The sequence below is a fragment of the Enterobacter sp. E14S genome, assembly GCF_055666685.1.
In genome coordinates, this window is record NZ_JBVODQ010000003.1 from 515823 (window position 1) to 537046 (window position 21224).

General features: G+C 57.0%; 22 protein-coding genes. 11 read left to right on the top strand and 11 right to left on the bottom strand.

What is annotated here, in order from left to right; translation table 11 throughout:
- Positions 1-47 precede the first annotated feature (47 nt).
- Positions 48-857, top strand: a complete 810-nt coding sequence (gene rna / locus ACZ6J2_RS10640; RefSeq protein WP_471725672.1) for a ribonuclease I — start codon at positions 48-50, stop codon at positions 855-857.
- On the opposite strand, the gene ACZ6J2_RS10645 is transcribed toward rna, so the two are convergent.
- Positions 851-1468: a flavin reductase family protein gene (locus ACZ6J2_RS10645; RefSeq protein ID WP_471725673.1), complete on the bottom strand. Its 618-nt coding sequence runs from the start codon at positions 1466-1468 to the stop codon at positions 851-853. The two genes, rna and ACZ6J2_RS10645, sit on opposite strands and share 7 nt — an antisense overlap.
- A 244-nt stretch (positions 1469-1712) precedes the next feature.
- On the opposite strand from ACZ6J2_RS10645, the gene rnk reads away from it, so the two are divergent.
- Together rnk and yldA are read left to right on the top strand one after the other, a co-directional pair.
- Positions 1713-2123: a nucleoside diphosphate kinase regulator gene (rnk, locus tag ACZ6J2_RS10650; protein ID WP_023334880.1), complete on the top strand. Its 411-nt coding sequence runs from the start codon at positions 1713-1715 to the stop codon at positions 2121-2123.
- Between the two features lie 137 nt (positions 2124-2260).
- On the top strand, positions 2261-2350 hold the full coding sequence (gene yldA, locus ACZ6J2_RS10655; RefSeq protein WP_471725674.1) for a small membrane protein YldA: 90 nt from the start codon (positions 2261-2263) through the stop codon (positions 2348-2350).
- Between the two features lie 8 nt (positions 2351-2358).
- On the opposite strand, the gene ACZ6J2_RS10660 is transcribed toward yldA, so the two are convergent.
- Positions 2359-3597 (bottom strand): zinc-dependent alcohol dehydrogenase, encoded by a 1239-nt coding sequence (locus ACZ6J2_RS10660; RefSeq protein WP_032661072.1) that lies wholly within the window; start codon positions 3595-3597, stop codon positions 2359-2361.
- A 180-nt stretch (positions 3598-3777) separates the two neighbouring features.
- Here ACZ6J2_RS10660 and uspG point away from each other — a divergent pair, with 180 nt between their 5' ends.
- A complete protein-coding gene (gene uspG, locus ACZ6J2_RS10665) occupies positions 3778-4206 on the top strand; it encodes a universal stress protein UspG (RefSeq protein ID WP_023310731.1) in 429 nt (142 codons plus the stop codon).
- Between the two features lie 60 nt (positions 4207-4266).
- On the opposite strand, the gene ahpF is transcribed toward uspG, so the two are convergent.
- Positions 4267-5832, bottom strand: a complete 1566-nt coding sequence (gene ahpF / locus ACZ6J2_RS10670) for an alkyl hydroperoxide reductase subunit F (RefSeq protein ID WP_058841803.1) — start codon at positions 5830-5832, stop codon at positions 4267-4269.
- Between the two features lie 127 nt (positions 5833-5959).
- Complete coding sequence (gene ahpC / locus ACZ6J2_RS10675; RefSeq protein WP_008501015.1) at positions 5960-6523, bottom strand: alkyl hydroperoxide reductase subunit C; 564 nt, start codon at positions 6521-6523, stop codon at positions 5960-5962.
- Between the two features lie 623 nt (positions 6524-7146).
- On the opposite strand from ahpC, the gene citR reads away from it, so the two are divergent.
- The 3 genes from citR to ACZ6J2_RS10690 all read left to right on the top strand — a co-directional run bounded on the left by citR (position 7147) and on the right by ACZ6J2_RS10690 (position 10053).
- The gene (gene citR / locus ACZ6J2_RS10680) at positions 7147-8046 is read left to right on the top strand and encodes a DNA-binding transcriptional repressor CitR (RefSeq protein ID WP_471725675.1); all 900 of its coding nucleotides are present in this window, start codon (positions 7147-7149) and stop codon (positions 8044-8046) included.
- 172 nt (positions 8047-8218) lie between these two features.
- Entirely contained in the window at positions 8219-9442 is a 1224-nt protein-coding gene (locus ACZ6J2_RS10685; RefSeq protein ID WP_471725676.1) for a phosphoadenosine phosphosulfate reductase, read from the top strand.
- Entirely contained in the window at positions 9427-10053 is a 627-nt protein-coding gene (locus tag ACZ6J2_RS10690; protein ID WP_033144915.1) for an IbrB-like domain-containing protein, read from the top strand. Before ACZ6J2_RS10685 ends, ACZ6J2_RS10690 begins: the two co-directional genes overlap by 16 nt.
- Here the strand turns inward: ACZ6J2_RS10690 and ACZ6J2_RS10695 are convergent, their stop codons facing one another.
- Positions 10054-11214: a pyridoxal phosphate-dependent aminotransferase gene (locus ACZ6J2_RS10695; RefSeq protein ID WP_471725677.1), complete on the bottom strand. Its 1161-nt coding sequence runs from the start codon at positions 11212-11214 to the stop codon at positions 10054-10056.
- A 122-nt stretch (positions 11215-11336) separates the two neighbouring features.
- Here ACZ6J2_RS10695 and ACZ6J2_RS10700 point away from each other — a divergent pair, with 122 nt between their 5' ends.
- The 3 genes from ACZ6J2_RS10700 to ACZ6J2_RS10710 are packed head-to-tail and all read left to right on the top strand — an operon-like array spanning position 11337 to position 13176.
- Entirely contained in the window at positions 11337-11951 is a 615-nt protein-coding gene (locus tag ACZ6J2_RS10700; protein WP_217072458.1) for a methylthioribulose 1-phosphate dehydratase, read from the top strand.
- On the top strand, positions 11948-12637 hold the full coding sequence (mtnC, locus tag ACZ6J2_RS10705) for an acireductone synthase (RefSeq protein WP_029740121.1): 690 nt from the start codon (positions 11948-11950) through the stop codon (positions 12635-12637). The genes ACZ6J2_RS10700 and mtnC overlap by 4 nt, the downstream gene beginning before the upstream one ends.
- Positions 12634-13176: a 1,2-dihydroxy-3-keto-5-methylthiopentene dioxygenase gene (locus ACZ6J2_RS10710; protein WP_471725678.1), complete on the top strand. Its 543-nt coding sequence runs from the start codon at positions 12634-12636 to the stop codon at positions 13174-13176. Before mtnC ends, ACZ6J2_RS10710 begins: the two co-directional genes overlap by 4 nt.
- 53 nt (positions 13177-13229) lie before the next feature.
- Here ACZ6J2_RS10710 and ACZ6J2_RS10715 read toward each other — a convergent pair whose 3' ends face one another.
- Positions 13230-13700 carry an SRPBCC family protein gene (locus tag ACZ6J2_RS10715; protein WP_348940306.1) on the bottom strand — a complete coding sequence of 157 codons (471 nt, stop codon included), beginning with the start codon at positions 13698-13700 and terminating at the stop codon, positions 13230-13232.
- A gap of 42 nt (positions 13701-13742) precedes the next feature.
- Positions 13743-14759 carry an S-methyl-5-thioribose-1-phosphate isomerase gene (mtnA, locus tag ACZ6J2_RS10720; protein WP_471725679.1) on the bottom strand — a complete coding sequence of 339 codons (1017 nt, stop codon included), beginning with the start codon at positions 14757-14759 and terminating at the stop codon, positions 13743-13745.
- A 104-nt stretch (positions 14760-14863) separates the two neighbouring features.
- Between mtnA and mtnK the strand changes: the two genes are divergently transcribed.
- Positions 14864-16063 (top strand): S-methyl-5-thioribose kinase, encoded by a 1200-nt coding sequence (gene mtnK, locus ACZ6J2_RS10725; RefSeq protein WP_348560749.1) that lies wholly within the window; start codon positions 14864-14866, stop codon positions 16061-16063.
- Positions 16064-16125: 62 nt separating this feature from the next.
- Here mtnK and ACZ6J2_RS10730 read toward each other — a convergent pair whose 3' ends face one another.
- The 4 genes from ACZ6J2_RS10730 to ACZ6J2_RS10745 form a co-directional block, all read right to left on the bottom strand.
- Positions 16126-17367, bottom strand: coding sequence for an LVIVD repeat-containing protein (locus ACZ6J2_RS10730; RefSeq protein ID WP_471725680.1), 1242 nt, complete (start codon positions 17365-17367; stop codon positions 16126-16128).
- A 129-nt stretch (positions 17368-17496) separates the two neighbouring features.
- Positions 17497-18561 carry a sugar ABC transporter substrate-binding protein gene (locus ACZ6J2_RS10735; protein WP_023310718.1) on the bottom strand — a complete coding sequence of 355 codons (1065 nt, stop codon included), beginning with the start codon at positions 18559-18561 and terminating at the stop codon, positions 17497-17499.
- Positions 18562-18581: 20 nt separating this feature from the next.
- Positions 18582-19577 carry an ABC transporter permease gene (locus ACZ6J2_RS10740; protein WP_023334863.1) on the bottom strand — a complete coding sequence of 332 codons (996 nt, stop codon included), beginning with the start codon at positions 19575-19577 and terminating at the stop codon, positions 18582-18584.
- A complete protein-coding gene (locus ACZ6J2_RS10745) occupies positions 19574-21076 on the bottom strand; it encodes a sugar ABC transporter ATP-binding protein (protein WP_471725681.1) in 1503 nt (500 codons plus the stop codon). The genes ACZ6J2_RS10740 and ACZ6J2_RS10745 overlap by 4 nt, the downstream gene beginning before the upstream one ends.
- Positions 21077-21224: the final 148 nt, after the last annotated feature.

Below are 21224 nucleotides of genomic sequence, written 5' to 3' on the forward strand. Positions count from 1 at the left end.
TTAATAACTTCCAGAAATTAATCGTGCTCATTCGATCAGGAAATCATATGTTCAGGAAGGATATCGTCATCCCGTCTGGCGCAATGGCGCTTGCTCTCTGTTTCTTCTCCGCACAGGCGGAACCGCTGAAGGCAACCCAGTATGGCGATTTCGATCGCTATGTGCTGGCGCTCTCCTGGCAAACCGGGTTTTGCCAGAGCATGGTCGAGCGCAACCGTAATGAACCTGACGAATGTCGCCTGCAAAAAGAGCGCGAGAATAAAGCCGATTTGCTGACCGTTCACGGGCTATGGCCCGGCCTGCCGAAATCTATTGCCGCACGCGGCGTGGACGAACGTCGATGGATGCGTTTTGGCTGCGCCACGCGTCCGATTCCGAACATGCCGGAAGTGAAGGCCAGCCGCAAATGCAATGCCGCCGAAACCGGACTGTCGCTTTCCGCTGCCGCAAAGCTCAACGACGTGATGCCGGGCGCGGGCGGGAATTCCTGCCTGGAACGCTACGAATATGCCAAACATGGCGTCTGCTTTGGGTTCGATCCGGATGCCTATTTCGGCACGATGGTGCGAATGAATCAGGAAGTTAAAAGCAGCGCGGTCGGTAAATTCCTCGCCGACAACTACGGGAAACCCGTCAATCGCAGCGACTTTGACAGTGCCGTTGCCAAAAGCTGGGGCAAAGAGAACATCAAGGCGATCAAGCTGACCTGCAACGGCAATCCGGCGTATCTGACCGAGATGCAGATTTCCCTGAAGGCAGACGCCATTAACAACCCGCTTTCAGCGGCGTCATTTGCACCGCAGCCACATCCGGGTAACTGCGGAAAACAGTTCGTGATTGATAAAGCCGGTTACTGACCCACGGTCGGGCGCACCATATCAAACCGGTTTTCGTCACTGATGCCATAGTACGCAGTCGGCCCACCCGCGCGCAGGATGGGCTGCGCTTTTGCCGTCTGGTATACCCCCTCTTCCAGCAGCGTTTCGGCAATATGGATACCGACCACCTCCCCCAATACCAGCCAGGTATCGACCGGCGTGCCGTCGGCACTGGTAAGCTGAATGCACTGCGACAGGCGGCATTCAAAGTTCACCGGGCTTTCTGCGACGCGGGGCGCATTAACCAACCGGCTGGCCGCTGGCGTGAGTCCGGCGAAACTAAATTCATCCCGATCGTGGGGAAGCATCGCTGAGGTTTGGTTCATTGCTTGCGCGAGGTCGCGCGTCGCCAGATTCCAGACAAATTCCTTTGTTTCGGAAATATTACGCACGCTGTCCTTCCAGCCGTTGCTGGAAAAGCCGATGATCGGCGGTCGATAGTTAAAGCAGTTAAAGAAGCTATACGGCGCGAGGTTCATCTGACCGGCCTTATCGCATGAGGAGATCCAGCCGATCGGACGTGGACCAATAATGGCATTCAGCGGATCGTGCGGCAGGCCGTGACCCTGAGACGGTTGGTAGAAGTACATCGTTCTCTCTCGTTGGTGGGCAACGCCCTGGTTCAGGATCTCAGCGTAACGTATTCCTCCCGGAATGATGACTGAATAAATTTCAGCAAAAATTCATATGGACCATGAATGTGACCTTCATCACTTCAAACTTGGGCGCTCAGCCAGTATCATCGGGAGAGTTAAACCCTCGCTGCCAGACGGCGAGGGTTTTCTTTTGGATCGGTTTCTGCGTGACACGCAGCATTAACGACATGGAGTAAAAATGTCCAGACCTACAATTATCATCAATGAGCTCGACGCAGAACGTATCGACAGATTGCTGGAAAAAGCAGAGTTTGCCTCACTTCCCGTGGCCGACGCCCTTAATGAGGAGCTCGACCGGGCGCAGATGTGCACGCCTGAGTCGATGCCACATGACGTGGTCACCATGAACAGCCAGGTAAAATTCCGCAACCTGACCACCGGTGAAGAGCTGACCCGCACGCTGGTTTACCCGGCTCAGATGACCGACAGCAGCGCACAGCTTTCCGTGCTTGCGCCTGTGGGTGCCGCGCTGCTGGGTCTGCGCACGGGCGATACCATCCACTGGGAATTGCCGGGCGGCGCCTCTGCCCATCTTGAAGTGCTGGCGTTGCTCTACCAGCCAGAAGCCGCGGGCGATTACCTGCGTTAACCTCTTCTGAACAAGCGCCTCAGCGTTGCACAGAGGATGCAGCCGCATCCTCTTTCCGCAAATTCACCCCATTTTCCTATATCGCGCAAAGCGGCCTTCATCCACGCTTAATCTGTTTTGGTGCCGCGGGGACGGTCATGAGTGAGATACTGGCTATCACACTTATTTTTCTGATATTTGTGGCGATTATCGTCACGGCCGTGCTCTACCTTGAACGCCACAGGTAACCGAGCACTCATGCAACCCCACCCGGGAAAGCATTCACCAGGCCCTTAACTTTTTGCTCTGCGGCCTCGGGCGTTTCTGCGCCGGGGACCAGAATCACCTTCCGGCACTCCTCCTCCCGTTTTTCGAATACCTTATAGGCGCGTTCCGCATCAGCAAGGGGGAGATAATGGGTCACGATCTCTTCCGGGGTAAGCAGCCCCTTTTCGATCAGCGGCAGCAGTTCACCGAGCCAGGCATGGACGTGCGTCTGGCCCATCTTAAACGTCAGCCCCTTATCAAAGGCATCGCCAAACAGGAAGCCATGAATAAACCCGGCGTACACGCCGGGTACGCTAACCACGCCACCGCGTCGAACGGCAGCAATGCACTGCCGCAGCGCTTTGCCGCTGCTACCTTCAATTTTAAGATTGCTGAGGATCGTTTCGGTGGTGCTGCCTTTCGCTTCAAACCCAACCGCATCAATCACGGCATCAACGCCGCGCTGGCCAGCGGTCTGCTCGATGATTTTTTCCGCTGCATCGTTATCGTCATCAAAGTTGATGGGGATTGCGCCGTAACGCGCCTCGGCAAATCGCAAACGGTACGGGTGGTGATCGATAACAAAAATCTGCTCAGCCCCTAACAGCCGCGCGCAGGCAATAGTCAGGAGCCCCACCGGCCCGGCGCCGAAAACCGCAACGCTTGAGCCTTTTTCAATCTGCGCATTTTTTGCGGCCTGCCAGGCCGTGGGCAAAATATCGGACAGGAACAGCGCCTTATCATCGGAGAGGAGTTGCGGGACCTTAAACGGCCCGACGTTGCCTTTTGGCACGCGGACATATTCCGCCTGTCCCCCCGGCACGCCGCCGTAGAGATGGCTATAGCCAAACAGCGCGGCCGGCGCGGGGATTTGCTTTTTGTTCAGCGCGGCGCCCTGCCCGGCATTGGTATTCTCACAGGCCGCGTATTGCTGCAACCGACAGAAGAAACAGTCCCCACAGGCAATGACAAAGGGGATCACCACGCGATCGCCTTTTTGCAAATTCTTCACCTCTGCGCCGCACTCGACGATTTCCCCCATAAACTCATGGCCAAAAATGTCGCCGTGCTGCACCTTCGGGATCTTTCCGCGATAGAGATGCAAATCGGAGCCGCAGATAGCCGTGGCCGTGACGCGCAGAATGATATCGTCGGGCTGTTCGATAATGGGATCGGGGACATTCTCGACGCGTACATGGTGCGGACCGTGATACGTAAGTGCTTTCATGCGACCTCCGAAAGGTTCCAGGTAAGTGTATAAGGGTAGCTACCCCTGAAGGTCTGCCCTGAAATACGGGGCTTTTGAGATTTATCCTGGTGAGATAAGAAAACTGACGGGGCGCTTACAGAAACCATTTATTTTTTATGGTTGAATGAGTTCAGCGTTTATAAACAAGGAGAAACGGGTATGTATCAGAGAATCATTATGCCGGTTGATGTTTTTGAGATGGAGCTGAGCGACAAGGCCGTTCGCCATGCGGAGTTCCTGGCGCAGCAGGACGGTGTTATCCATCTTTTGCACGTACTGCCGGGCTCCGCCAGCCTGAGCCTGCACCGCTTTGCCGCCGACGTGCGTCGCTTCGAGGAGCATTTGCAGCATGAAGCGGAAACTCGCCTGCAAACCATGGTCAGCCACTTCAGCATCGACCCTTCTCGCATCAAAACGCACGTCAGATTCGGCAGCGTACGCGATGCGGTAAACGAACTGGCGAACGAACTTAAAGCAGACGTGGTGGTCATCGGTTCGCGCAACCCTTCCATTACCACGCATCTGCTGGGCTCTAACGCCTCCAGCGTGATCCGCCACACCCATATACCGGTGATGGTCGTAAGATAAAAAAAGAGGCCACCTTTCGGTGGCCTCTCGCTATTGCAGGTGTAGCCTTACTTTCTTCTGTTATGCGGTTTTGGTGCGAATCAGGTAGTCAAAGGAACTCAGAGACGCCTTCGCCCCTTCGCCCGTGGCGATAATGATCTGTTTGTACGGCACGGTGGTGCAGTCGCCCGCCGCAAACACGCCTTTCACGCTGGTTTCACATTTCGCATCGATGATGATTTCGCCCATGCGGTTGCGCTCAATCGCGCCTTCCAGCCAGGTGGTATTTGGCAGCAGACCAATCTGCACGAAGATCCCTGACAGCTGAACGCTGTGCACGTCGCCGCTCACGCGGTCGCGGTATTCCAGGCCGGTCACTTTGCTGCCGTCGCCCTTCACTTCCGTGGTCTGCGCGTTCAGTACGATGTCGACGTTTTTCAGGCTGCGAACTTTATCCTGCAGAACCTGGTCGGCCTTCATCTCTGGAGCGAACTCCAGAAGGGTAACATGCTCAACAATCCCCGCCAGGTCGATAGCCGCTTCCACGCCGGAGTTACCGCCGCCGATCACCGCCACGCGTTTACCTTTAAACAGCGGGCCGTCGCAGTGCGGACAGTAGGTCACGCCTTTGGTACGGTACTGATCTTCGCCCGGAACGTTCATGTTGCGCCATTTCGCGCCGGTGGCAATGATAATGCTGCGCGCTTTCAGCACCGCGCCGGACGCGGTTTCAATCTGGTGTAAACCACCTTCGACCGCTGCCGGAACCAGCTTGCTGGCGCTCTGGCTGTCGATCACGTCCACGTCGTAGTCGCTGACGTGCGCCTTCAGCGCCCCCGCCAGCTTCTGGCCTTCGGTCTTTGGCACGGAAATGTAGTTTTCGATGTCCACGGTATCGAGCACCTGGCCGCCAAAGCGTTCGCCCATCAGGCCGGTACGAATGCCTTTACGCGCAGAGTACACCGCTGCCGCCGCGCCCGCAGGGCCGGAACCGACGATCAGCACGTCGTAGGCATCGCGTTTGTTCAGCTCTTCCGCCGCACGTTTTTCAGCACCGGTATCCACTTTGGCAACGATTTCGGTCAGCGTCATGCGGCCCTGGCCGAACTCTTTGCCGTTCATGTAGACCGCCGGAACGCCCATCACGTTGCGATCGGTGATTTCATTCTGGAAGGTACCGCCGTCAATCGCCGTGTGCTTGATGCGCGGGTTCAGGACCGACATCAGGTTCAGCGCCTGCACCACGTCCGGGCAGTTGTGGCAGGAGAGCGAGTAATAGGTTTCAAATTCGAAATCACCGTCGATATCGCGGATCTGCTCCAGCAGCGCCTGCGCTTCTTTTGACGGATGACCACCGGTCCACAGCAGCGCCAGCACCAGTGAGGTAAATTCGTGACCCAGCGGCGAGCCGGCAAAGCGCGGTCCCTGGTCTGAGCCTGGGTTGGTAATCAGGAAAGAGGGCTTACGGACCGGCAGCGCGTTGTCTTCTTTGAAGGTCACTTTCGGCGACAGCTCGGCGATCTCCGCCAGCAGTTCCTTGATCTCTGCCGATTTGGCGCTGTCGTCCAGCGTGGCAATCAGCTCAACGGGTTTGGTCAGTTTCTCAAGGTAGGCCTTGAGCTGGGTTTTCATGTTAGTGTCGAGCATTGTTCTTCCCTCTCTTAAGACGTCATCATGCAAGCTGCCTTATACGGGTGGCCTGAATGCAACTTGCATCATGGTGCTGGAATGAAATGGGCGCGGGTGCGCCCATTGATTGCCGAATGGGCAAAACTTAGATTTTACCAACCAGATCTAAGGATGGAGCCAGCGTCGCTTCGCCTTCTTTCCATTTCGCCGGGCATACTTCGCCTGGGTGAGAAGCCACGTACTGAGCGGCTTTCACTTTACGCAGCAGGTCAGAAGCATCACGGCCGATACCTTCAGCGGTAACTTCGATAGCCTGGATAATGCCCTGCGGGTCAACAACGAAGGTGGCGCGGTCAGCCAGGCCTTCATCTTCACGCATGTTGTCGAAGTTACGGGTCAGGGCGCCAGTCGGGTCGCCGATCATCGCGTATTTGATTTTCGCGATGGTTTCGGAGCTGCTGTGCCATGCTTTGTGGGTGAAGTGGGTATCGGTAGAGACAGAGTAAACGTCTACGCCCAGCTTCTGCAGTTCGTCGTAATGGTCCGCAACGTCACCCAGTTCAGTCGGGCAAACGAAGGTAAAGTCAGCCGGATAGAAGAAGAAGACGCTCCAGCGGCCTTCGGTATCTTTCTCGGTAACTTCGATGAACTCACCGTTTTTGAACGCCTGGTTTTTGAAAGGTTTAATTTTGGTGTTAATCAAAGACATCTGTACTTCCTCCGTGTTTTCGTTGAGATGTAAGGTAACCAACTTTATTCATCGGGGCTAATGCGTATGCTTTATCAAATCAATCAGCCAAACCTTACAACATCGACAAGACAACAAGGTGAACCTTTTACAGGAAAGCCTAAAAGTAAAAAGGCCGCCTCAACGGGCGGCCCTGATACCTGAATTCCCCGCAGGTACATTCAGTGCCAGCCGAAACTGGCGTTGCGTTGCGCTCTACAACCCTTTATATCAAGGCGGTAACAGCCGTTTGATTACATCACCCGCGCAGGGATTGAGCAATCCATAAGAGATACATTCCTGCCTATGGCTGTGATAGGTTGTGTCGAACATCACTCCGGTGCGTTATAAATTTATTTTTATTATAAAAGTATCGCAATATATAAATGACGGTTGTCATTTAAAATGATTGCTCCCTTTCCTAAGATAAAATTATCTCAATCGCTTTTGAAGCGCTATTTCAATAATCTGCCACCGTGATATATTAAGATGATTTTAATTTAAAACTAAGAGAGCTAACCGAAAGAGTTATAAATGGTTAGCCTTAAACTATTGTTATCAGTTATATGATAACCACAGCAAACGCAGTACCCTCAGGACGAAACATGGCAAACCTGTATGACCTTAAAAAATTCGATCTTAATCTGTTAGTCATTTTCGAGTGCATTTACCAGCACCTTAGTATCAGTAAAGCCGCCGAGACGCTGTATATCACCCCCTCTGCCGTGAGCCAGTCACTGCAGCGTCTGAGAGGACAACTCAACGATCCGCTGTTTATCCGTTCCGGTAAAGGGATCACGCCCACGACCGTCGGCGTCAATTTGCATCATCATCTGGAACAGAACCTGAACCAGCTGGAGCAGACTATCAATATCATGCACAGCAGCGGGTTGAAGAAGAACTTTGTCATTTATTGCCCGCATTTTATGAGTACGAAAGCAACGCTTGACCCTATAAAACTGCTGATGGAAAAACATAACTATTCAATTGAATTACATGATGTTTTTCTTTCGTCTGATTCAGCAGAAGATCTCTTAGCCTACAGAAGAGCCGACCTGATATTTTCGTTTTCTTCTTCTAACAATCATTCTGTCGCCTGTAGCCTCTACCATAAACTTCCTTTCGTACTCGTTTGTCGGGAGGGCCATCCCCGTCTCAGTGAAAATCCCACGCGTGAAGAGATTCTGAATGAAAACTTCACCGCCTACCTGAACGATGAAAACAGCTTCAAAGACTATCAGGAAAAGGCCGAAAACCTGTTAACCGAAAGAAATATCGTCTATCGTAGCGACTCTTTTATATCCCTTCTGTCGGTGACAGGTTCGTCCGACCTCATAGGATTAGTGCCCGCGCCGGCCTTCGAACAATATGGGCCAGCGCTCAACCTGCGAAAAGTGGAAACTGACATTCCATTCCCCAGCATTGATATTTACATGATGTACAATCGTTCCGCGCTCAATAGCTCGGCATTCGCGAGCTTTATTGAAGAAATATCCTTACCGTGAGATATTGCTGTGGTTCTCGCACAAAATGGGAACCACACCGTTAAAACATACACCACCGTTATATAATGACGCGGCATTACCGTTACACATCCAATTAATTATTGACTGATATAATCCTCTCATTAGTATTGACGCTACAGCCAGGTATTTATTCATCAGGATGAGAATAAGCATGTCAATTTTTAAATACCCTTTAGACCAGGATGTTCTTACTGCTGCTCGGGAGCGAATAAAATGGACGCTCGAAAACTTACCCAGAATCTGTGTTTCTTTTTCAGGAGGTAAAGACTCCACCGTCATGCTGCATCTCGTTGCCCAGCAGGCGCGACTGATGAACATCAAAATAGATGTGCTCTTTATCGACTGGGAAGCGCAGTTTTCCGATACCATTACCCATGTGGAACATATGCGCGAGTTGTACAGCGATGTCATCGACCATTTCTGGTGGGTCGCGCTCCCCCTGACAACGCAAAATTCACTGTCGCAATTCCAGCCGGAATGGCAATGCTGGGAACCCGGCACCCAATGGGTCCGCCAGCCTCCTGACGATGCGATAACCGATCCCGCTTTTTTTCCCTTCTACCAGCCAGGCATGACGTTTGAAACCTTTGTCCGCGGTTTCTCCGACTGGTTCTCTCGCAATCGCCCGGCGGCGGTACTGATTGGCATCCGCGCCGATGAGTCTTACAACCGTTTTCTGGCTGTCGCGTCGGCGCGTAAACAGCGGTTTGCCGACGATAAACCCTGGACAACCGTCGCACCGGGAGGACATGCCTGGTATATCTACCCTCTCTACGACTGGAAAACCGCCGATATATGGACCTGGTTCGCCAAATCAGGGTGTTGCTATAACCCGCTCTATGACCTGATGTTTCAGGCCGGCGTGCCGCTACGCTACATGCGGATTTGTGAACCCTTTGGTCCGGAGCAGCGCCAGGGCTTATGGCTCTACCACGTTGTTGAGCCCGATCGCTGGGCGGCCATGTGTGAGCGCGTGAGCGGTGCGCGCAGCGGGGGGATGTACGCCGGACACGATAACCATTTTTATGGTCACCGAAAAATTCTGAAACCCGAACACCTGTGCTGGCGCGAATATGCCATGCTGCTTCTCGACAGCATGCCGCAAAAAACGGCTGAGCATTACCGCAATAAAATCGCCATTTATCTGCACTGGTATAAGAAGAGAGGCATAGAGAATATTCCCGACACGCAGGACGGTGATATCGGTGCGAAAGATATTCCCTCATGGCGCCGTATTTGTAAGGTTCTCCTGAATAACGACTACTGGTGCAGGGCGCTATCGTTCAGCCCAAATAAACCCAAACATTATCAGCGCTACAGCGACAGAGTGAAGGCGAAACGCAAGGAGTGGGGCATATTATGCGACAAAAACTAATCAACGAGATGGAAACGTACCTTCAGTCACTTCCCGAAGAGGAACGCATTAACGCCATAAATGCCTTTCGCGAAGCGATCCATAAACACAGTCCGTTTCGTGCGCAACCGATAGACTGCGTCCTCTGGATCAGACAGGACGCTATTACCGCTAACGATTACAACCCCAATAATGTTGCCCCGCCAGAAAAACGGCTGCTCAGTAAGTCGCTGGAACTCGATGGATTCACCCAACCTATCGTTGTGACAGAAAGTGAACCGCAACACTACGAAATTGTGGATGGTTTTCATCGCCATGAAATCGGTACAAATCGGGCGGCACTGAAGCACCAGCTCAAGGGTTATCTCCCTGTGACCTTCCTGCGCCAGGACCGACAGGATAAACATGACCGTATGGCTGCCACTATTCGTCACAACCGGGCGCGGGGTCGACACCAGATTAACGCCATGTCAGAGATCGTTCGCGAGCTGGTTCAGCTTGGCTGGAATGACGAGAGAATAAGCAAGGAGCTGGGAATGGACGGCGATGAAGTCTTGCGCCTCAAGCAAATCAACGGTCTGCTGGAGCTGTTTGCAGACCGTCGTTACTCAGAAGCCTGGACGGTGAAATAATCAGAGCGTGTTCAGGCGCTCTGCCGCCGCCAGCAGCGTCGATTCCTGCTTCGCAAAGCAAAGACGAATCAGCTTATGCGGGAAGGGATCGGCGCAGAATACCGACAGCGGAATGGCGGCTACGCCCACCTCTTTCGTCAGCCACTGGCAGAAACTCACGTCGTCCAGATCCGATATCGCGCTGTAGTCGGCGAGCAGGAAATAGGTCCCTTCTGAGGGCAAAATCTCCAGACGGCTTTTGCTGAGCGCCGTCACAAACAGATCCCGACGTTCACGATAGAAGTGCGGCAGCTCGCGATAGTGCTCCGGCTCGGCGCGCAGCATATCCGCCAGCGCCAGCTGAGCCGGCGTGTTCACGGCAAAGGTCAGGTACTGGTGCACCTTGCGCAGCTCTGCGCTGATAGCCGCCGGTGCGACGCAGTAGCCCACTTTCCAGCCGGTCATATGGTAAGTCTTACCGAACGATGAGACGGCGATAGCACGCTCGCGAAGCTGCGGATGGGCCAGCACGCTGGCGTGTCCTTCTTCTGCAAAGCAGATGTGCTCGTAGACTTCATCGCTGAGCACGTAAATTTCACGCTCCGCAATCGCCTGCCACAGCGCGGCGAAATCGGCCTTTTGCCACACCGTCGCCGACGGGTTGTGCGGGGTATTCAGGATCACCAGCCGGGTTTTGTCGCTCAGCAGCGCAGCAAACGCCTGCCAGTCAGGGCGAAAATGCGGCGGCTGGAGCGCCACGCGTTTCACCACGCCGCCGGAGAGTTCAACCGCAGGCGCATAGCTGTCGTAGCTCGGATCAAAGCAGATAACTTCATCGCCCGTACGCACCAGCGCGGTAATGGCCGCATAGAGCGCTTCGGTCGCCCCTGCCGTCACCGTAATATCGCTGTTCGCATCGGGCTTATGGCCGTACAGCTCCGCCGTTTTATCCGCAATGGCTTCCCGCAGCGCCTGCACGCCCGTCATCGGCGCATACTGATTCGCCCCCTGCGCCACGTGGTACGCCAGACGCTCCTGCAGATAGGTCGGGCCGTCGAAATCCGGGAATCCCTGAGAAAGGTTAATGGCGCTGTGCTGCTGCGCCAGAGCGCTCATCTGCGTAAAGATGGTAGTACCGAGATTGGGAAGTTTACTCTGAGGAATCAATGTGTTATTGCTCATTGTGTCGTGCCTGCTTGTAATACTTATGTTGCTGCCACTATAACACGATGCTAGTCTTTGGCAATCAAGACGCTTAGACGTCTAAACCATATGAATATTCCTGGCCGCGAGGGTAAAAGGAAATGACAGACAACCTGCAACTCACACATCTTGTCGACGCCTGCCGCTGGATTGGCGCCAAAGGCTGGGCACCCGCCACCGGGGGCAACATGTCGGTGCGTCAGGACGAGCGCCTCTGCTGGCTCAGCGAATCCGGCAAAGACAAAGGCAGCCTGACAACGGCGGATTTTCTGCAGGTTGAAATCGCCACCAACCGCGCGCCGTCTGGCCGCAGGCCGTCGGCGGAAACCGGTCTTCACACGTTGATTTATCGCCTGTTCCCGGAAGCCAACGCCGTCCTGCACGTTCATACCGTCAACGCCACGGTGCTGTCGCGTCTGGTCAAAGAAGCCGAGCTCAACATCAGCGGCTTTGAGATGCAAAAATCCCTCACCGGGCAGACCACGCATCAGGATACGGTGGCTATCCCGGTCTTTGATAACGACCAGGATATTGACGCCCTCGCCTCCCGAATCGCCCATTACGCACAGGAACGCCCGCTTAATTATGGTTTTCTTCTGCGCGGTCATGGCTTAACCTGCTGGGGACGCGACGTGGCCGAAGCCCGCCGTCATCTGGAAGGACTAGAATTCTTATTTGAATGCGAAATGCGTTTACGACAACTGGAGAGAGTATGATTCGCGCGATTGTGACGGATATTGAAGGGACCACCAGCGATATCCGTTTTGTCCATGATGTTTTGTTCCCCTACGCGCGTGAGCGGCTGGCGGCCTTCGTGACCGCGCAGCAGTACGCCGAGCCGGTCAAATCCATTCTGGACAACCTGCGTGATGAAATCGGTAACCCGCACGCCAGCGTCAGCGAGCTTATCGAGGCCCTTTTTGCCTTTATGGATGAGGACCGCAAATCCACGGCGCTCAAAGCCCTGCAGGGGATTATCTGGCATGACGGCTACGTGAACGGTGACTTTACCGGCCACCTCTATCCGGACGTACTGCCTGCGCTGGAAAAGTGGAAAGCGCAAGGGATTGATCTCTATGTTTATTCCTCTGGCTCCGTCGCCGCGCAGAAACTGTTATTTGGCTACAGCGACGAAGGTGATATTACTCATCTGTTCAGCGGCTATTTTGATACCCACATCGGCGCCAAGCGCGAGGTGCAGTCCTATCAGAACATTGCGGCACAAACGGGCATCGCCCCGTCGCAGATCCTGTTCCTGTCCGATATTCATCAGGAGCTGGACGCGGCTGAACAGGCAGGTTTTCGCACCCTGCAGCTGATTCGCGGTGATGATGACGGCGCAAGCCATCACCATCAGGTCCACCAGTTTGACGAGATTAATCCGGAGCAGATCCCTTCATGAGCGCATTGACCATTTATTCCGATAAAGACGCCAGTCAACACCAGTGGCACAGCACCGACGCCGCCGAGATCGCCCAGCAGCTCAATGCCAAAGGCGTGCGGTTTGAACGCTGGGCGGCGGATCGCGATTTAGGACCCGATCCCGCCCCTGAAGCCGTGATCGCGGCGTATCAGCATGCGATCGACAAACTGGTGGCGGAAAAAGGCTATCAGAGCTGGGACGTGATCAGCCTGCGCGCCGACAACCCGCAGAAAGAGGCGCTGCGCGCGAAGTTCCTGAACGAACACACCCACGGCGAAGACGAAGTGCGCTTCTTCGTGGAAGGCGCGGGGCTGTTCTGCTTGCACATTGGCGATGAGGTGTATCAGGTGCTGTGCGAGAAAAACGACCTGATTTCCGTTCCCGCGGGCACGCCGCACTGGTTTGATATGGGCTCAGAGCCGAACTTTACGGCGATCCGTATTTTCGATAACCCGGAAGGCTGGGTGGCGCAGTTTACGGGCGATGCGATCGCGGATGCGTATCCAAGGCTGGCATGATCTTTTCTCCCTCTCCCTGTGGGAGAGGGCCGGGGTGAGGGCATCAGCGCGCACTACGCGTTAAGCCCTTTTGCATACCCCACCAGCTGATCCAGCACAATCCCCCACCCTTCGTGGAAGCCCATCTGCTCATGCTGTTCGCGGATTTCCTTCGTCGGATGACGCGCAATCGCCGTGTAGCGGGTCTTGCCCTCGCCCACATCCTCCAGCAGCAGGATCGCCGTCATAAACGGCTTCTCGGCCGGTTTCCAGCCTTCGGTATAGCCGTCGGTAAAGACCAGCTTTTTACCCGGGTCGATTTCAAGAAATACGCCCCGGTTATCCATCCGCTGCCCGTCCACCTCAAACACGGTGTTGAACCGCCCGCCCACGCGGAGATCGAGATCGCATTCGGTCACCTTATGGGGAGCAGGAATGAAGAAGTTTTTGATGTGTTCCGGCGTGGTCCAGCAGAGCCACAGCAGGTCGCGCGGTGCGTCCACCACGCGCTCCAGTTTTAAGTCAGTTTCAGGATCCAGCGTCACGATATTGTCCTCTCAAGGGAACCCCTTAAAGGATAGCCGGACTCAGGCGAATTTCCCGTTTGCCACCGCTTCCGGCGTGACTACGCCCGTATCCAGCACCCAGCCGCTGATCAGCGAGGCAGGGGTGACGTCAAACGCCGGGTTATAGACCTGCGCGTTTTCCGGCGCCCACTGCACCGCGCCAAAGCTTCCGGCCACGCCCGTCACCTCGCTGGCGGCGCGCTGCTCAATCGGGATCGCGTCCCCGTTCGGGCAGTCCGGATCGAGGGTCGTTTGCGGGGCAGCCACATAAAACGGAATGCCGTGGAATTTCGCCAGCACCGCCAGAGAATAGGTGCCGATCTTGTTCGCCACGTCGCCGTTGGCGGCAATGCGGTCTGCGCCCACCCACACGGCGTCCACCAGCCCTTTTGCCATCAGGCTGGCAGCCATGGAATCGGTAATCAGCTGATACGGCACCCCCAGCTCGCCTAGCTCCCACGCGGTCAGTCTACCGCCCTGCAGCAGCGGACGGGTTTCATCCACCCAGACGCTGCTGACGTTGCCGTCCTGATGCGCGCGGGCAATCACGCCCAGCGCGGTGCCGACGCCTGCCGTTGCCAGCCCGCCGGTGTTGCAGTGGGTCAGCAGACGGCTGCCGGGCTTCACCAGCGCGCTGCCGGCTTTGGCAATCGCGTCGCAAAGCCGTTTGTCTTCGTCAATCAGGTGCAGCGCTTCGGCCACCAGCGCCGGAACATACTCTTCCTGCCACAGCGCAATCTTCATGCGGTCGAGATTGTTCATCAGGTTCACCGCCGTCGGGCGGGAGGCGCGCAGGGTTTCCAGCGCCGCCGCCAGCTCGTCGCGGCTTTTGCCGTTTTCCGCCAGCAGCGCCAGCAGCAGGCTTGCAGAGAGACCAATCAGCGGCGCGCCGCGCACGCGCAGGGCGTGGATATGCCCGACCAGCGCCTCTACCGTCGTGGCATCCAGCCAGCGTTTCTCCTGCGGAAGCGCCTGCTGATCGAGAATAAAGAGCTGATTATTCGTCACCCGCAGGCTGGTCGTCTGTAATGTCTGCATGTCGTTAATTCCCTGTTGCGTTGTTGTAGCACATTGTGTCAGGATGAAATCCAGATGTATAGACGTCTACATGTCTTAATTAGAAAACTCGTGAGGAGCAGGCCATGTCGCAATACCGTACCTTTACCGCTCAGGACGCCGTGGAGTATGCCAGGCAGTTTGGCGGACTTGACGATCCTTCATCGCTGGTAGAGGCGCAGGAAGTAGGCGACGGCAACCTCAATCTGGTATTCAAAATTTTCGACGGCGCGGGCGTGAGCCGCATCGTCGTTAAGCAGGCGCTGCCCTACGTGCGCTGCGTCGGCGAATCCTGGCCGCTGACGCTGGACCGCGCCCGCCTTGAAGCGCAAACCCTGGTCGAGCACTACCAGCACAGCCCGCAGCACACCGTGAAAATCCACCACTTTGACCCGGAGCTGGCGGTGATGGTGATGGAAGATCTCTCAAGCCATCGCATCTGGCGCGGCGAGCTGATTAAAAACAATTACTACCCGCAGGCGGCCCGTCAGCTGGGTGAATACCTCGCGCACGCGCTGTTCCACACCAGCGATTTCTTCCTGCACCCGCACGCGAAAAAAGCGCAGGTAGCGAAATTCATCAACCCGGAGATGTGCGAGATCACCGAAGATCTGTTCTTCAACGATCCGTACCAGATCCACGAGCGCAACAGCTACCCGGCCGAGCTGGAAAATGACGTCGCGGCCCTGCGCGACGACGCTCAGCTTAAAATTGCCGTAGCTTCCCTGAAGCACCGCTTCTTCTCGCACGCCGAAGCGCTCCTGCACGGCGATATTCACAGCGGCTCGATTTTTGTGGCCGACGGCAGCCTGAAGGCCATCGACGCCGAGTTCGGCTACTTTGGCCCGATTGGCTTTGACGTCGGCACCGCCATCGGCAACCTGCTGCTGAACTTCTGCGGGCTGCCGGGGCACCTGGGCATTCGCGATGCCGCCGCCGCGCGCGAGCAGCGCCTGACCGATATTCAGGAGCTGTGGAACACCTTCGCGGAACGCTTCCAGGCGCTGGCAAACGAGAAAACGCGCGACGCCGCGCTCGGCGCGCCGGGCTATGCCTCCGCGTTCCTGAAAAAGGTCTGGCATGACGCCATCGGCTTCTGCGGCACCGAGCTGATTCGCCGCAGCGTCGGGCTTTCCCACGTCGCGGATATCGACACCATTCAGGACGAGGCGATGCGCCACGAGTGCCTGCGCCACGCGATAACGCTCGGTAAAGCGCTGATTGTCATTGCCGACCGCATCGACAGCGCGGAAGATCTGGTGGCACGAGTGCGTCAGTACAGCTGATTACATTTGGTTTTCTCCCTCTCCCTGTGGGAGAGGGCCGGGGTGAGGGCATAAAACCGCACTCACCCCAGATACTCAATCACCGACAGTCCGCCGTTATAATCCGTGCTGTAAATAATCCCCTGCGCATCCACAAACACGTCGCACGACTGGATCACCTGCGGGCGATTCGGCCGCGTGTCCATCATTCTCTCCGGCGCGGCGGGCACCAGCGCCCCCGTTTCCACTGGTCGATACGGATTGGAAATGTCATATGCACGCACGCCCGCATTCTGATAGGTCGCAAAAATCAGCGTCGAGCTGATAAAGCTCCCCGGCCGGTTCTCATGCAGATTATGCGGCCCGAAGTGCGCCCCTTTCGCCACGTAGTCGGTTTCATCCGGCTGCGGGAAGGTCGAGATGCTGACCGGGTTCGACGGCTCGCGGATATCAAACAGCCAGATCAGCTTTTCGCCGTCCTCCTGGTTATCCAGCACCGCTTCGTCCAGCACCACCAGCAAATCGCGGTCCGGCAGCGGCAGCGCGGTGTGCGTCCCGCCGCCAAACGGCGGACTCCAGTTGCGGTGGCTAATCAGCTTCGGCCGGGTGCGGTCCTTCACGTCCAGCAGCGTCAGGCCGCCGTCGCGCCAGCTGCCGTAGGCGGTATCACCCACGATAATCGCGTGGTGCAGCGCGTAGCGTTTCCCTTCCGGCCAGTTCGGCTTCTCCCCTTCCGCCTGGTTCATCCCCGGCAGCCCCCAGCGCCCCGCCACTTCAGGCTTGCGCGGGTCCGCCAGGTCGATGGTCAGAAAGATGTAGTCGGTAAAGCCGTCAATCAGCGCCGACACGTACGCCCAGCGGCCGCCGACGTACCAGATGCGGTGAATGCCGATGCCGCTCAGCGACAGAAAGCCGATTTCGCGCGGCCTGTCGGGCGTGGAGATATCAAACACCCGCAGCCCGGCGCTCCAGCCTTTGTCCTGCACGTCGCTGACGGTCTCCCCCACCTGGCGGGTGTAGTAGACTTTCTCGTCGGCAAAGCGGGCATCGGCAAACAGATCCCGGGCGTTAATTACCAGCAGCAGGTCGTCATGCGCCTGCAGATGCACGTTCCAGGTGCCGGGCGGCGCGGGCACGTAGCCCGCCGCTTTCGGGTTTTTCGGGTCGCGCACGTCGACAATCGAAAAGCCCTGCGACACCATATGGCCGATATAGGCGAAACCGCGATGCACCATCAGCTGCACGCCGTCCGGGCGACCGCCCTGATCGCTATGGCCAATCAGCCGCATATTGCGGCTGTATTCGGGTGGGGGTAATTGAGACACCTTGAACTCCTTTCGCCCGTTGGCGCTAAGCTTACCGGGCCTACGGGTGCTGTTGGTTTTCCCCCTCTCCCTGTGGGAGAGGGCCGGGGTGAGGGCATCAGGCCGCACCTGACGCCACCCGGCCTGGTTTTACTTGTTTTTCGCTTCCAGCGTCGCAAACCACGGCGCGATAAAATCTTCCGTCTGGCCCCAGCCCGGAATGATTTTCCCCAGCGACGCCACGTTCACCGGGCCCGGCTGGGCGGTCAGCAGCGCCTGAGGAATGGCCGCCGCTTTGAAATCGTAGGTCGCAGGCGTCGCTTCCCCGGCAATCTTGTTCGCCACCAGGCGCACGTTCGTCGCGCCAATCAGCTTCGGATCCACCGCCACGCTCACCTTCCACGCGCTGCCCGGCTCGCGCATCAGCTGCAGATCCTGGTTAGAGATGTCGATGCTGTAGAGCTTGATCTCGGTGCGGCCGTTCTCTTTCAGCGCCTTATACGCGCCCTGGCTGAAGGCGTCCCAGGTTCCCCAGATAGCGTCGATTTTGCCTTTCGGATATTTCGCAAGGATTGCGCCCACCTTGTTGGCGGTATCGCCCTGCACGTCAGAGGACACGGCGCCGATAGACTCCAGCTCTTTGATGTCCGGATACTGCTTTTGCAGCTCTTTATAGGCCGCCTGACGACGCTCCATTGGCGGGAAGCCCGCCACCCACAGCTTGACGATATTGGCCTTGCCGTTGAAATCTTTCGCCAGCTGGCCGAAGGAGAGGTTCGTCAGGGAGGCATCGTCCTGCTGGGTGACGGTCACGCCAGGGATCTCGCCGTTAACCGCCGTATCAAAGACGGAGACTTTGATACCGGCATCCACCGCTTTCTTCACCAGCGCGGTGGAGTACGGATCGCGCCCCTGGGACAGGATAATCCCGTCATACTTCTGGCTGATCGCCTGGTTCACGAAGTCCTGGAATTTGGCGTCGTCCCCGTTGCTTAAAAAGGTGCTGACCTTAAAGCCGAGCTTCTTCCCTTCCTGAATTGCCCCGGCAATAAACTGCGTGGTGTTGTCGTCTGAGCCGAGGTTACGGATCACCGCGATGCGGATCGGGCCGTCATGGTTCGCAATGGCAGCCGGAAGCGGCGCGGGCGTAGCCGCGAAGCCTGGCAGAGCCGTGAGCAACCCAAGTGCCACCAAAGAGAGTGCTATCTTTTTCATTTTTTTATCCCGTTGTGTTGTCAGCGTTTTTGTATGTAGGTAATCGCCAGCGCTACCGCGAGCACCAGCCCTTTTATAATGTCCATGGCGTAATACGGCACGGAGAGCATCACCAGCCCGTTCGACAGCACGCCGAGAATGACCGCCCCGACCAGGGTTCCCAGCGCGTTCGGCTTGCCGGACCCGGCCAGCGAGAAGCCAATCCACGCCGCCGCCACCGCATCCATCAGGTATCCGCCGCCCGCATTCACCTGCGACGAGCCGATGCGCGAAGCCAGCAAAATCCCGCCCAGGCCCGCCAGCAGAGAGGCAATCACGTAGGCCGCCACCTTGTAGCGCGTGGTGCGAATGCCGGAGAGACGCGCCGCTTCGGGGTTGCCGCCGATGGCGTACATCCGGCGCCCGTGAGTGGTCAACGACAGGCCCAGCTGCGCCAGCACGGTCACCACCAGCATGACGATCACGATGGTCGGCACCTGCCCCAGCAGGCTGAACGCCGCCGGAATGGTCCCTTCCGCCATGTCGCCGCTCGGCAGCACCATGTTCTCGGTAATCGACCCGCCGTAGCTGTAGGTCATCGCCACGCCCTGGATCACAAACAGGCTGGCAAGCGTCGCCAGCATGTCCGGAATGCGCAGGATGACGATCAGAAAAGCGTTAAACAGCCCCACCAGCGTGCAGAGCGCGAGGGTGATCAGAATCGACTCGGTGGTACCAAAGCCGTGCCAGACGAAAAGGGAAATCACCAGCGCGTTCGCCAGCGAGGCGGTGGATCCGACAGAGAGATCGAACCCGCCGATGGTCAACGAGATCGACACGCCAATGGCAATCACCGTCACGATGGCAATCGAGCGCAAAATATTGATGATGTTGTTCGGATCGAGGAAGCTGTCCGACGCCAGGCCAAAGACGGCCACCAGCGCGACGACGGTCAACAGCATGCCCCACCTGTAGAGAAAATCGAAAATCTGCTGGCGGCCAGACGCCGCCGCGTTCACTGAAAGGGCCTTGCTCACGACGCCGTTCCTCCGGTTGAATAATAAAGTAGTATCTCTTCGCGGGCCTCGGCCCCGGCGATTTCCGCCACGATGCGCCCGTCCCACAGGACGCAGATGCGGTCGCACAGCCCGACCAGCTCGGCAAACTCGCCCGAGGCGTATATCACCCCTTTGCCCTCGCGCGCCAGGCCGTCAATCAGCTGGAACAGGTCGGTTTTGGCCTTCACGTCCACGCCTTTGGTCGGCTCGTCGAATATCAGCACGCTGGCGTCATTGCGCAGCCATTTACCGATGGCGACCTTCTGCTGGTTGCCGCCAGATAAGCGGCGCAGCACCTGCCCTGGTCCACGGGCGCGCACGCCGACGCGGGCGATGACCTCTTCCGCCCAGCGCCACGCCTGACGATGGCCAAACAGGCTCCAGCGCGAAAAGCTGTTATCGGCACACACGGCAAGGTTCATGCTCACCGGCTCGTCGATAAAAATGCCCTCTTTCCGCCGCTCCTCCGGCACCAGCGCCAGCCCGCGCAGCACGGAGTCGGCCGGGTCGCGCGGCTGCCAGGATTGATGATTCAGCTCACCGCGCGTCACGCGGCTTTTGCTGGCGCCAAACAGCGCCTTGCAGAGTTCGGTTTTTCCCGCGCCCGCCAGCCCGGCAATCCCGAGAATTTCACCTTTGCGCAGGTGCAGGGAGATATCTTTCAGCAGCGCGTCGTCGTGAAGCCCCTCAACGCGTAACAGCGTTTCGTTGCCGTGCGGCGGCCGCGCGGGCGGATAGATATCGCTCAGCACGTGGCCGAGCATCTTCTCGACGATCGCTTCGCCGCTAAGATCGGCCATCGGGCCGGACTCGATCAGCTTGCCGTCGCGCAGCACCGTCAGGGTGTCGCAGATGGCCTTCAGCTCGTGAATACGATGAGAGATAAACACCACGCCGATGCCCTGCTGCTTTAAACGTCTCACCACCGCAAACAGGCGCTCGCTCTCATGCGCGTCCAGCGGCGCGGTGGGCTCATCAAGAATCAAAAAACGGCAGTGGTGGGACAGGGCGCGCGCCAGCAAAATCTGCTGCTTTTCGGCCAGCGAACAGCCGTCGATGGAACGGCGAACGTCCAGCGTCACGTCGAGCTGCGCCAGCGCCTGTCTCGCCTGCTGGCGGATCGCGCGCCAGCTGAAGCGATGCCCCGGCTGCGCCAGCTGGTCGAGCATGATGTTTTCGGCAATGCTTAACCCCGGGATTAGCGCTACGTCCACTTCCTGCTGAACGAGGTGGATCCCCAGCCGTTTGGCATCAAGCGGTTCGCGGATGCTCACCGGCTGGTTGTTGATGCTGATCTCGCCCTCATAGTGGTCGTGCGTCCCGCACAGCACCGCCATCAGGGTCGATTTTCCCGCGCCGTTGGCACCGGTCAGCGCGTGTACGGATCCGCCGGTTAAGGTGAAATTCACGCGCGACAGCGCCTGAAAGCCGGAAAAGGCCAGGCTGATACCGCGCATCTCAAGGCGACTGGAAACCATCCGCGTAAATCCTTCATTACTCTTCTGATTTATCGAATTTTTCACAGCTCTGGTTGACTGACAACGACGGAAAAGGCATAAGTTAAAGCGAAATATTATTAGCCATCCGGATGTCCAGACATAACATCGGGTTAGCGCTTCCGCAATA

What these genes read in the sequence shown, in the direction of transcription:
- rna (WP_471725672.1), top strand. Translation starts at nt 48, where the DNA reads ATGTTCAGGAAGGATATCGTCATCCCGTCTGGCGCAATGGCGCTTGCT.
- ACZ6J2_RS10645 (WP_471725673.1), bottom strand. Translation starts at nt 1,468, where the DNA reads ATGTACTTCTACCAACCGTCTCAGGGTCACGGCCTGCCGCACGATCCG.
- rnk (WP_023334880.1), top strand. Translation starts at nt 1,713, where the DNA reads ATGTCCAGACCTACAATTATCATCAATGAGCTCGACGCAGAACGTATC.
- yldA (WP_471725674.1), top strand. Translation starts at nt 2,261, where the DNA reads ATGAGTGAGATACTGGCTATCACACTTATTTTTCTGATATTTGTGGCG.
- ACZ6J2_RS10660 (WP_032661072.1), bottom strand. Translation starts at nt 3,597, where the DNA reads ATGAAAGCACTTACGTATCACGGTCCGCACCATGTACGCGTCGAGAAT.
- uspG (WP_023310731.1), top strand. Translation starts at nt 3,778, where the DNA reads ATGTATCAGAGAATCATTATGCCGGTTGATGTTTTTGAGATGGAGCTG.
- ahpF (WP_058841803.1), bottom strand. Translation starts at nt 5,832, where the DNA reads ATGCTCGACACTAACATGAAAACCCAGCTCAAGGCCTACCTTGAGAAA.
- ahpC (WP_008501015.1), bottom strand. Translation starts at nt 6,523, where the DNA reads ATGTCTTTGATTAACACCAAAATTAAACCTTTCAAAAACCAGGCGTTC.
- citR (WP_471725675.1), top strand. Translation starts at nt 7,147, where the DNA reads ATGGCAAACCTGTATGACCTTAAAAAATTCGATCTTAATCTGTTAGTC.
- ACZ6J2_RS10685 (WP_471725676.1), top strand. Translation starts at nt 8,219, where the DNA reads ATGTCAATTTTTAAATACCCTTTAGACCAGGATGTTCTTACTGCTGCT.
- ACZ6J2_RS10690 (WP_033144915.1), top strand. Translation starts at nt 9,427, where the DNA reads ATGCGACAAAAACTAATCAACGAGATGGAAACGTACCTTCAGTCACTT.
- ACZ6J2_RS10695 (WP_471725677.1), bottom strand. Translation starts at nt 11,214, where the DNA reads ATGAGCAATAACACATTGATTCCTCAGAGTAAACTTCCCAATCTCGGT.
- ACZ6J2_RS10700 (WP_217072458.1), top strand. Translation starts at nt 11,337, where the DNA reads ATGACAGACAACCTGCAACTCACACATCTTGTCGACGCCTGCCGCTGG.
- mtnC (WP_029740121.1), top strand. Translation starts at nt 11,948, where the DNA reads ATGATTCGCGCGATTGTGACGGATATTGAAGGGACCACCAGCGATATC.
- ACZ6J2_RS10710 (WP_471725678.1), top strand. Translation starts at nt 12,634, where the DNA reads ATGAGCGCATTGACCATTTATTCCGATAAAGACGCCAGTCAACACCAG.
- mtnA (WP_471725679.1), bottom strand. Translation starts at nt 14,759, where the DNA reads ATGCAGACATTACAGACGACCAGCCTGCGGGTGACGAATAATCAGCTC.
- mtnK (WP_348560749.1), top strand. Translation starts at nt 14,864, where the DNA reads ATGTCGCAATACCGTACCTTTACCGCTCAGGACGCCGTGGAGTATGCC.
- ACZ6J2_RS10735 (WP_023310718.1), bottom strand. Translation starts at nt 18,561, where the DNA reads ATGAAAAAGATAGCACTCTCTTTGGTGGCACTTGGGTTGCTCACGGCT.
- ACZ6J2_RS10745 (WP_471725681.1), bottom strand. Translation starts at nt 21,076, where the DNA reads ATGGTTTCCAGTCGCCTTGAGATGCGCGGTATCAGCCTGGCCTTTTCC.